The following is an 8,576-nucleotide window of genomic DNA, read 5'->3' as shown; positions in this document are numbered from 1 at the left end:
CCGGGACGGGCGCCGCGGCGCCCGACGCCGCGCAAACGTCCGGAGCCGCCGGAGCGGTGAGGCTGATCCCGAACCGGAAGTCCGAGGCGTATTTCTACGGGGCGCAGACGGGGCGCGTGCCGGCGGGCTGGTCGTGCCGGCGTCATCTGCATCACATGATGTTCGAGCTCAACCTGGTGCTCGAAGGCACGCAGCTGGCCGAGGTCGGCGGCGTCTCCTACCGCCAGGGCAAGGACGAGCTCATCCTGGTGCCGCCGATGACGCTGCACGCGTACCGGGCGGCGGAGCCGTTCGCCTTCTTCGTCATGCACGTGCAGGTCGACGATCCGGCGTTCCTGAACCTGCTGAACCGCGCCAAGCTGCCGCTGCTGAAGCCGGAGCACGAGCTGAGCCGGCTGCTGCTTCCGGAAGCGAAGCGGATTTTGCGGCTGGTCACGGAGGACGGCGAGGCGCCGAAGACGAAGCTGTTCCGCGCCGTCTACACGATCATGGACCTGCTCGAGACGCACATCGCCGGGCTGGAGGGCCCGGGGGCGCGCGCCGACGTGCTGCCGATCCGCATCGCGAAGGCGATCGAGTCGCTCGTCGCCGACCGCCATGCCGAGGAGGCGATCGCGGCGGGATGGATGGAGGCGCTGGCCGAACGGCTCGGCTTCAGCCGCCGCCACTGCTATCGCGTCTTTCGCGAAGCGTACAGCCTGTCGCCGCGGGAATACCTCGCCGTGCTGCGCCGGCAGGAGGCGATGCACCTGCTGACCGGCGGCGGGCACGCCGTCGAGGAAGTCGCGCGGCGCATCGGCTACGACAACGTGCAGAGCTTCATCCGGCAGTTCGTGAAGTGGACGGGGACGACGCCCGGCGCCTTCCGCAAGGAGCGCGCGGGCGAGACGGTCTACTTGACGCCGCTCGAGCTGGAGTGAGCAAGCGCGGGCAGCGCCGCCGCACGCGGCGGAATTTCGCGGCCGACCGGCATCCGCGCGCCGGACGCCCGCGCGGCGTTGTGACGGCCGCCGCGATCGCGTATAGTGGAGAGGCGAGCGGCGGTGCCGGCGGTACAGACAAGCGCGCGGGCGCCGACGCGACGGGACGGACCAAGCATCATGAATGAAGCGCGGGAGTGACGGCAGGATGAGACTTGACGAGGCTAAGAGGGCCGTGTTTTTCGATGTGGACGATACGCTGTACGATCATTTGATTCCGTTTCGCAAGACGGTGGAGCAGGTCGCGGGACCGCGGATTCCGCTCGCGGCGTTTCCGTACGAAGCGGCGTATCACCGGCTGCGCTACCACAGCGACATGCTGTCGCTCGAGCTCGGCGGCGCGGGCGCCATGGAGGCGGGGGCGGCGACGGATTACATGCGGATGCGCCGGTTCCAGCTGACGATGGCCGAATTCGGCCTCGGGCTGACGGACGCGCAGGCGGAAGCGATGCAGGCGGCCTACATCGGCTGCCAATACGACATCGCGATGTTCGACGGCGCGCGGGAGCTGCTGGAGGCGCTGATCCGCCGCGGCGACGCGGTCGGCCTGATCACGAACGGGGCGCCGGGGCATCAGCGCCGCAAAATCGAGGCGATGCGGCTGGACGGGCTTATTCCGCGCGAGCTGCAGTTCGTCTCGGGCGCGCTCGGCTGGGACAAGCCGGACGCGCGGCTGTTCCGGCACGCGAACGCGCGGACGGGCACGCGGCCGGAGAACAGCGTCTACGTCGGCGACTCGTGGCGCAACGACGTGATCGGCGCGCTCGAGGCCGGCTGGCGGGTCGTCTGGTTCAACCATCGCCGGGCGGCGCGCGAGAGCGGGCACGAGCCGACGCGCGAGGCGTCGAGCTACGCGGAGCTGCGCGCGCTGCTGCTGGAAGGCTGATACGGAAGGGGCACGGAGGCCGCGGCCTGGCGGGCCTCTTTTTTGCGTTCGGCGAGCCGCCGGAACGCAGCATCGCCGCGTTCAAGAGATTCATAGACAGACCGGCCGGCCGTCAGAGGCGGGCGCTGCCCGAAGCCGCTAACGGCGGCGATTGGCGGTAGTTTCGTCTAGACGCCGCGCCGTCGATCCGACCGCGCCGCGATTTTCGTCAAAATGTGCAGGCAATGTTGTCGAATTCGGGTAATAATCTTTTACAAACCCGGTACGCTTCTCTATAATAGACAATACTTGAATCTAGTTCTAAAAGACTACTTACCCTAACAAGATTTGGCATACTTCCGACGTCATATGACAACGGAACGTTCGGAAGGAGACGTCATGAACGCTACGAAACTCATTCCCGTTCTGCTCGCGGCCGCGCTGCTGTCCGGCTGTTCCCTGTTCGGGCGCGGCGGCGGGACGGCGCCGGCCGCGACGAAAGCGTCCGGCGCGCCCGGCGTCGCGCGCTACGACGGGCCGGAGAGCAAAACCGTGTCGCTCGTCTACACGACCAAGCGCGAGCTCTCGCTCACCTTCGACGGCATGGCCGACAAGGACGCGATGGAGCGGCTGCTGAACGAGCTGGACGCGTACGGAATCAAGGCTACGTTCTTCCTTCCGGGCATGCGGGTAGCGGAGGAGCCGGACATCGCCAAGGACATCCTGGCGCGCGGCCACGAGATCGAGAACAACACGCTGAGCCGGCTGGACGCCGCCAAGCTGACGTACGCCGAGACGTACCGGGAAATCAAGCTGGGCGGCGACGTCATCGCGCGCAAGACCGGCGCCGCGCCGCGCTACGTCCGGACGATGTCGGGCGCGATCACGGACGACGTGCGCCTGGCCGCCGCCCAGAGCGGGCTGCGGGCCGTCGTCGGCAGCAGCCTGTTCCTCCACAATTGGAAGGACGAGACGCCGCTGCAGAAGCGGAATTACATCCGCAAGTACATCAACCGCGGCGGCGTCCTCGAGCTGGATACGGAGGAGAACCGGACGATGGAAGAAGACGTGAAGCTGATCGCGGAAGGCGCGAAGCGCGCCGGCTACGGCTTCGTCACGCTGGACCGGCTCGTCCGGGACGGCGGCGAACGCAAGCCGCTGGAGCAAATTCCGGGCTGGGACGCCGCGAAGATCAATTCGGATTACGCCGAAGCCGATTATAACGTCATGTCCAACAAAGCCGGCGACGCCAAGAAGGAGGTCGTGCTCTCCTTCGACGATTGGGGCACCGACGAGACGGTCACGCCGATTCTCGACACGCTCGCCAAGTACGGAGTGAAGGCGTCCTTCTTCCTGCGCGCCGACGGCGTGGAGCGGAATCCGAACCTGGCCCGGGCGATCGCCGAAGGCGGCCACGATGTAGGCAATCATACCTATTCGCATCCCGTCATCACGTCCGTCACGCCGGAACAGCTGCAGGAGGAAATCGTGAAGGCGCACCGGATCATCACGGAAGCGATCCAAGCGAAGCCGGCGATGATCTTCCGGCCGCCGACCGGGGAGTTCGACGCCGAGACGTTGAAGGCGGTCGGGGCGACGGGCTACCGCGACGTCGCGATCTTCGACGTCACGCCGGACGACTTCGTCAAGACGCGGACCGCGGCGCAGATCGCGCAGGCGGTGAAGGCGCAGACGAAGAGCGGCAGCGTCGTGCTGCTGCACATGCTCGACGATATTCAGACGGTCCATGCGCTGCCGGCCATCATCGGGGAGCTTCGCGCCGAAGGCTTCGCGTTCGTGCGGATGTCGGAGCTGATGGGAGCGGGCGCGCCGAAGCGAACGGCGTCCTAAGCGGGCATCTTACTTTAAACGAATCGGGCGAAGAACCGGAAACGACCGAATCGACCCAAATCGGAGGGGTTTTACGACTTGCAACAGGGGATGAACGAATGGAAACCGCCGCATGGCAAGGCGGCGCGTCCCGGCAAACGGTTCGCCGCGGGCGCGGCGCTGCTGCTGGCCGCCGGCCTGCTCGCGGGCTGCGGCTTGTTCGGCGGCGGCGGAGACGCGGACGGCGGAAGCGAGCCCGCGAAGCCGGCGGCGGAGATCGTCCGCTACGACGGCCCGATGAGCCGGGCGGTGGATTTCGTCTATACGGCGCGCAAAGAGCTGTCGCTGACGTTCAACGGCATGGCGGACCCCGCGACGATGGACCGGCTGCTGGACGAGCTGGACAAATACGGCATCCGGGCGACCTTCTTCCTGCCCGGCATGCGTGTGGCGGAGGAGCCGGACATCGCCAAGGCGATCGCCGCGAGAGGCCACGAGATCGAGAACAATACGCTGAACCGGCTCGACATGAGCAAGCTGCCCTACGAGCAGGTGTACAGCGAGATCAAGCTGAGCAACGACGTCATTCGGAAGCGGACGGGCGCCGTCCCGCGTTACGTGCGGACCAAGTCCGGCGACTACACGGACGACGTCCGGCTGGCGGCCGCGCAGCTCGGCATGGAAGCCGTCGTCAGCTACAACATCAACCCGAAGGACCGGGAGATGCAGAGCGCGGCCGAGATCGGCAAGTACGTCGAACGGTTCATGACGCGGGGCGGGATCATTAATCTGGATACGGACGTGAACCCCGAGGTCATCGGCGCCATCGCGTACATCGCCGATGCGGCGGACGATATCGGCTACAAGCTCGTTCCGCTGCGCGACCTGATGAAGAACGGCGGCGAGCGCAAGCCGCTGGAGCGGATTCCCGGCTGGGACGCGGCGAAAATCAATCCGGACTACAAGCGCGCGCAGTACAAGCTCGTTTACCGGAAGGACGGACTGAAGGACAAACGAATCGCCCTGACGTTCGACGATTGGGGCAGCGACAAGACGATTACGAAGATCCTGGATATTCTGGCCGCCGAGGACGTCAAGGCGACGTTCTTCCTTCGGGCCAAAGGGACGGAGAGCAATCCGAACCTCGCCCGGGCCATGATCGAGGGCGGCCATGACGTGGCCAACCACTCGTACAGCCATCCCGTCGTGACGACGCTGTCGCCGGAGGCGCTGCAGGCGGATATCGTGAAGGCGCACCGGGTCATCACGGAAGCGATCCAGCAGCAGCCGACGATGCTGTTCCGGCCGCCGACCGGGGTCATCGACGACGCGACGGGCAAGGTCGTCGCCGCGACGGGCTATCCCGTCATCGCGATGTACGAGGTGACGACGCTCGACTGGGACGCGAAGAACCGCGCGGCCGACATCGTCCAAGGCATCCTGAAGCAGACGACGGGCGGCAGCGTGATCCTGCTCCACATGCTCGACGACATCCATACCATCGAGGCGCTCCCGACCGCCATCGAGCAGCTCAAGAAGAAGGGCTTTACCTTTGTCAAAATGGCGGATCTGATCGGACTTCAACCTCAAGGGAGCGGATAGCATGATTACGAGCATGAGCACGAGCACGGATACGGATTTGGAGCTGTACGCGCGCATCGCCGGCCGCCATGAGCCGCTGGCCGTCATCGGCCTCGGCTACGTCGGGCTGCCGATCGCCGTCGCTTTCGCCCGGAAGGCGAACGTCGTCGGCTTCGACGTGAACGAGCGGAAGGTCGACGAGTACCGCAAGGGCTTCGACGCGACGGGCGACGTGGGCGGCGAGGCGATCGCGGGCAGCGGCGTCGACTTCACCTCGGACCCGGACAAGCTGGACGGCGCCCGGTTCTTCATCGTCGCGGTGCCGACGCCCGTCAAGAGCGGCAACGTGCCGGACCTGCATTACGTCCGGGAGGCCAGCCGGCTCGTGGGCAAGCGGCTGAAGCCCGGCGCGATCGTCGTCTACGAATCGACGGTTTATCCCGGCGTGACGGAGGACGTGTGCGTGCCGATTCTCGAGGCCGCGTCCGGCCTGCGCTGCGGCGTCGATTTCAAGGTCGGCTATTCGCCGGAGCGCATTAATCCGGGAGACAAGGTGCACCGGCTGGAGAACATCGTCAAGATCGTCTCCGGCATGGACGCGCAGTCGCTCGAGACGATCGCCCGGCTGTACGAGCTGGTCATCGAGGCCGGCGTCTTCCGCGCGGAGAGCATCAAGGTGGCCGAGGCGGCCAAGGTCATCGAGAACGCGCAGCGCGACATCAACATCGCGTTCATGAACGAGCTGTCCATGCTGTTCAACGGGATGGGGATCGACACGAAGGCGGTGCTCCGGGCGGCGGGGACCAAGTGGAATTTCCTGCCGTTCACGCCCGGCCTCGTCGGGGGCCACTGCATCGGCATCGACCCTTATTATTTGACGTACAAGGCGGAGGACACGGGCTATCGCTCCCGGATCATTTTGGCGGGCCGGCACATCAACGACGGCATGGGCAAGTACGTCGCCCAGCAGATCGTCAAGCTGCTCGTGAAGCTGAAGCAGAACCTGGCGGACGCGCGGATCGGCTTCCTCGGGCTCTCTTACAAGGAGGACAGCCCGGACATTCGCAACACGAAGGTGACGGACATTATCAAGGAACTGAAGGAGTACGGAATCACGCCGCTCGTCGCGGACCCGTACGTGGACAAGGACGCCGCTTACCGCGAGTACGGCATCGAGCTGTCCGGCATGGACGAGCTTCGCGGCTTGAACGCCGTGGTCGTCGCCGTGCCGCACGCGCCGTTCAAGCGGATGGGCGCGGCGGACTTCGAGCCGTTGTATGATCCGCGGACGGCGAAGATCATGGTCGACATCAAAGGCATCTACGACAAAGGCGACTACGAGCGCGGCGGGTTCCACTACTGGAGCCTCTAAGGAAGCGGGGAGCGGCGTTCGGCCGCGGAGGCTCCGGGAAGGATGAAACGAGTCATGCTGTTTAAACGAAACAAAAAACGCGCCGTCGAGGTGCTGACCGTGCCGCGCGGCGACCGCCGGACGCTCTCGAACGTGCCGGATCCCGAGCGGATCCGGACGCAGGCGGACCGCCGGGGCGGCAAGGCCGAGGGGACGGACGACGACGGTTCGCGGGACGCGAAGCGGCTGGAGCGGCTGCGGCTGCTGAGCCTGCGCTACATGGCGGATTTCGAGGTCGTCCTGACCGGCCCGCGGCAGACGAAGAGGTCGGCGTACCGGGGCAAGGCGGCGGACGTCTCCTCGACGGGCATCCTCGTGGCGCTGCCGCCGTCCGACGACCGGTACGTCGTCGGCCAGACCGTGAACCTGCGCTTCCAGATCCCGCCCGGCACGATGCCGGAAGGGTTCGAATCCGCCGTCCGGCTGGACGCGAGGCTCGTGCGGACGTTCGCCGGCGAGCAGGACGGAGAGGAACGGCTTATGCTCGCGTTCGAGTTCGCGAAGCCGCTCACGAGCTATTTTCAGCGCAAGCGGTGGGGGTATTCGGTCTATACCGCGAGCGGCGCGCTGTTCCTGGCGGTCTGCCTGATCATGCTCATGCGCGCGGAGAGCATCATCTATTTCAAATACAACCTGATCCTGTACCTGTACAGTCTCGTCGCCGCGGCGTTCCTGCTGACGCGCTACCTGTTCGGCGCCCTGTACCGGGAAGTGCCGATCAACCGGCATTACACGCCCGGCGTCTCCATCATCATCCCGTGCTTCAACGAGGAAGAGTGGATCCACCGGACGATTCTGAGCTGCGTCAACCAGGATTACCCGACCGACAAGCTGGAAATCATCGTCGTCGACGACAAGTCGCTCGACAACTCGGCGCGGCGGATCGAAGAGGTCATCGCCCTCATCCATAAAGAGGCGGAGCGCTACTCGACCAAGGACCGCGTGAAGTTCCACGTGCTCGAGGAGAACGGCGGCAAGCGCGTCGCGCTCGTCAAGGGCGTCGAGATGGCGAAGCACAACCTCGTCGTCTTCGTCGATTCCGACAGCTTCCTGGAGCCCACGGCGATCCGGCATTTGGTGCAGCCGTTCCAGGATCCGCGCATGGGCGGGGTCGCGGGCCGCACGGACGTCGAGAACAAGTACACGAACACGATCACGAAGCTGCAGACCGTCCGGTACTACATCGCGTTCCGGATCATGAAGGCGGCGGAATCGTATTTCGACAGCGTCACCTGCTTGTCCGGTCCCTTGTCGTGCTACCGCAAGGACTTGATCCTGCAGCACCGCGACGCGTGGCTGAACCAGACGTTCCTGGGCCAGCCGGCGACGTTCGGGGACGACCGCAGCATGACGAACTTCATTCTCCGCACGCACCGCACGGGCTACCAGGATTCGGCGATCTGCTCGACGATCGTGCCGTCGGACACCGGCGTGTTCCTGCGCCAGCAGATGCGCTGGAAGCGCTCCTGGCTGCGCGAATCGCTGCGCGCCGGCGCGTTCATCTGGCGCAAGGAGCCGTTCATGGCGCTGTTCTTCTACATCGGCCTGATCGTGCCGATCGCCGCGCCGGTCATCGTGCTGTACAACCTCGGCTACGTGCCGCTCGCGCATCACGTGTTTCCGAGCACGTTCCTGATGGGGCTCTTGATGATGGCGCTCCTCATGAGCCTCGCGCATCTGTTGTTCCGCAAGAGCAGGCTGTGGCTGTTCGGGCTCGTGTTCTGCATTTTCTACGAACTGGTGCTGCTGTGGCAGATGCCGGTCGCCTGGGTGACGTTCTGGAAGTCGACCTGGGGCACGCGCGAGACGCCGCAGGACATCGAAGCCCGCGAGCGCAAGGAAGCGCGGAAGAACAAATCTAAAAAGCGAATCGGATTGGGGCAGTAACGCAAGGGGCGCCGGATGATTC

6 protein-coding genes are annotated in these 8,576 nt (G+C 65.5%); all 6 read left to right on the top strand.

The features are described from left to right. A partial coding sequence (locus tag I8J29_RS27835) for a helix-turn-helix transcriptional regulator (protein ID WP_208850619.1) occupies nt 1-920 on the top strand: 920 nt, incomplete at its 5' end. 235 nt (nt 921-1,155) lie between these two features. Then, nucleotides 1,156-1,866 (top strand): HAD family hydrolase, encoded by a 711-nt coding sequence (locus I8J29_RS27830; protein WP_420831168.1) that lies wholly within the window; start codon nt 1,156-1,158, stop codon nt 1,864-1,866. A 378-nt stretch (nt 1,867-2,244) separates the two neighbouring features. Next, nucleotides 2,245-3,696, top strand: a complete 1,452-nt coding sequence (locus tag I8J29_RS27825) for a polysaccharide deacetylase family protein (protein WP_240546538.1) — start codon at nt 2,245-2,247, stop codon at nt 3,694-3,696. Between the two features lie 90 nt (nt 3,697-3,786). Continuing rightward, nucleotides 3,787-5,277 carry a polysaccharide deacetylase family protein gene (locus I8J29_RS27820; protein ID WP_208850622.1) on the top strand — a complete coding sequence of 497 codons (1,491 nt, stop codon included), beginning with the start codon at nt 3,787-3,789 and terminating at the stop codon, nt 5,275-5,277. A gap of 37 nt (nt 5,278-5,314) precedes the next feature. Next, on the top strand, nt 5,315-6,628 hold the full coding sequence (locus I8J29_RS27815; RefSeq protein WP_420831169.1) for a nucleotide sugar dehydrogenase: 1,314 nt from the start codon (nt 5,315-5,317) through the stop codon (nt 6,626-6,628). Nucleotides 6,629-6,682: 54 nt separating this feature from the next. Continuing rightward, nucleotides 6,683-8,554 carry a glycosyltransferase family 2 protein gene (locus I8J29_RS27810; RefSeq protein ID WP_420831167.1) on the top strand — a complete coding sequence of 624 codons (1,872 nt, stop codon included), beginning with the start codon at nt 6,683-6,685 and terminating at the stop codon, nt 8,552-8,554. The last annotated feature ends 22 nt before the right edge of the window (nt 8,555-8,576 follow it).

Origin of the sequence: Paenibacillus artemisiicola (assembly GCF_017652985.1) — a bacterium.
Taxonomy (GTDB): Bacteria; Bacillota; Bacilli; order Paenibacillales; family Paenibacillaceae; genus Paenibacillus_Z; species Paenibacillus_Z artemisiicola.
This window is presented reverse-complemented; position numbering and strand designations above follow the sequence as displayed.